The organism is Thermogutta sp. (assembly GCF_014359955.1).
In the GTDB taxonomy this organism is placed as follows: Bacteria; Planctomycetota; Planctomycetia; order Pirellulales; family Thermoguttaceae; genus Thermogutta.
Window position 1 is genome coordinate 1 of record NZ_JACIYL010000692.1, and the last position, 2381, is coordinate 2381.

The 2381-nt window shown below is 59.2% G+C and carries 2 protein-coding genes; both read right to left on the reverse strand.

Annotated elements, in window-relative coordinates:
- On the reverse strand, window positions 1–1187 hold a 1187-nt coding region (locus H5U08_RS15920; RefSeq protein WP_297035262.1), incomplete at its 3' end, for a CoB--CoM heterodisulfide reductase iron-sulfur subunit A family protein.
- A 166-nt stretch (window positions 1188–1353) separates the two neighbouring features.
- Complete coding sequence (locus H5U08_RS15925) at window positions 1354–2241, reverse strand: CoB--CoM heterodisulfide reductase iron-sulfur subunit B family protein (protein ID WP_297035265.1); 888 nt, start codon at window positions 2239–2241, stop codon at window positions 1354–1356.
- Between the last annotated feature and the right edge of the window lie 140 nt (window positions 2242–2381).

Sequence of the window (2381 nt, forward strand, 5' to 3'; positions counted from 1 at the left end):
TCCCGGCTGCCCACACAATGAATAATGGCCACCGACTGGGGCTCCGTCTTCCCGTCCCGAAGCACAATCTTCCCTCCCGTCGGACCGGCCGCGTTGCACATCCGTTCAAACTCCAAAGCGGTGAAGACGTTAGCCAGCCTTCCATAGCCATACTGCGGAATCCTCCGGCAGTCGAACATCTTCCAGCCGGTGGCCACGATGATGTTGCCGACCTCCAGTTCCAGGACCTCATCCTGTTGATCGAACTTGATGGCGCCGGTGGGGCAGAGCTTTTCGCATGCCCGGCACTTCTGACGCTCAAAATAAATGCACGAATGGACGTCGATGACGGGGATTCTCGGTACGGCCTGGGGGAATGGAGTGTAAATGGCCTTGCGGTAACCGAGCCCCGCTTCGAAATCTTCATCCACCACTTTGCGTGGGCATTTTTCCACGCAGATACCGCAGCCCGTGCATTTGTCTTCATCCACGTAGCGGGCCTTCTTGCGAATCTTCACGCGGAAATGCCCCACCGATCCGCTCACCTCTTCCACCTCGGAGTAGGTGAGGAGAGTCACGTTGGGGTGCTGACCCACCTCGGACATCTTCGGCGTGAGGATACACGCGGAGCAGTCCAGGGTGGGGAAGGTCTTGTCGAACTGGGCCATATGCCCGCCGATGCTGGGACTGCGCTCCACGAGATAGACGGGATAGCCGGCGTCGGCCAGTTCCAGGGTGGCCTGCAGTCCCGCGATTCCCCCTCCGATGACGAGCGTGGCGGGGTTGACCTTGACGAAGAAGGGTTCCAGCGGTTCCTGGCGTTTAACCCGCTCGACGGCGGCCGCCACCAGGGCCTTGGCCTTCTCGGTCGCTTTAGCGCGGTCCCGGGAGACCCAGGAAACGTGTTCGCGGATGTTGGTCATCTGGCAGAGATAGGGGTTCAGGCCTGCGTTTTCGCACGCCCGGCGGAAAGTTTTCTCATGCAGGTGGGGCGAGCAGGCGGCCACCACCACCCGGGTCAGTCCCTCCTTCTTGATGTCCTCCTCGATCATCGCCTGACCGAGAGAGGAACACATGAATTTGTAATCCCGGGCGACGACGACGTCTTTGAGATTGGCGCCGGCCCACCGGGCCACCTCTTCCACATCCACCATGCCCGCAATATTGCTTCCACAGTGGCAGACATAAACGCCTACGCGTTCGGCCATGGGGAATCTCTCCTCAAAACGATGTGTGCTGTTAATTTTCGGAGTTGGCTTCCTTCAGTTTTCTCCGACGCGGCTCTGATTCGCGTCGGCAGCATCTTTTCCATTTCCCGTTCCGCTTTGTCCCTCCCGGAAAGTCCCTCACCGTCCAGCGACCGCGTTTTCGGGGTCATGTGGCGGCCGGGGCCGCGAGCTTCTTCTTGAGCACCGGTTCAGCCGGCACAATCTCCTTGCCGAAACCCAGCTTCTTCCAATCCAAACCGAAGGCAACTCCCAGAAGCTGGGTGAAGAAAATGATGGGAATCTGGTAGTTTGTGCCGAAAAAGCTGTTGACCCGGCTCTGATAGGCGTCCAGGTTGAGCTGGCACATGGGGCACATGCAGACAATGACGTCCGCCTTGTATTCGGCGGCATTGTGGAGCAGCCGGCGAATGAGTTCGAACGCCTGCGGCTCGCTGATCTGTGTCATGTGCCCACCGCAACAATGGGCCTTGACCGGGAAATCGACCGTTTCGGCTCCCAGCCACTTCATGAGTTCGTCCAGCTTGGTGGGCTGCTCGGGATTATCAAAGCCGTTGTAGGGTCGGACGATCTGACACCCGTAATAGCAGGCCACCCGGAGCCCATTCAGGGGCCGCACCACCTTATCCTTGATGGCGGTTTCCCCGATGTCGGTATAAAGAAGATCCAGCAGATGCCGGACACGAACCCGACCGGGGTCATAGTGCAACCCGCCGGCAGCCAGGCAGGTGTTAATCTTCTTTTCCATCTCCGGGTGTTCCTGCATGATCTGGTCCACCTTGCGGAGATTGAGGTAGCAGGCAGCACAGGGGGCCACCACCTGTTTGAGGTCTGGCTCCACAAGGGCCAGATTGCGGGCGATGACGGCACAGGCCGTCAGTTCATCCTGCGTGAAATACTCGGTAGCGCCGCAGCAGTTCCAGTCGTCGATCTCCCGCAGTTCGATGCCCAAAAGATCGGCCACCGACCGCACGGAGAGGTCGTAGGCGGCACTGGAACATTCCAGAGAACAACCGGGGTAATAGGCGTATCTCACGACTGATGCCCTCCGAGTTCGCGTGCTTTGCGAATGATGGCTTGAAGCTGGTCGATGTTCTTGATGCGCGTCGGTGACAGGGCCATTCTTCCCCGGGTGAACATGGATAACCCGAGAGGCCCCATCTTGAGCATGGCCAG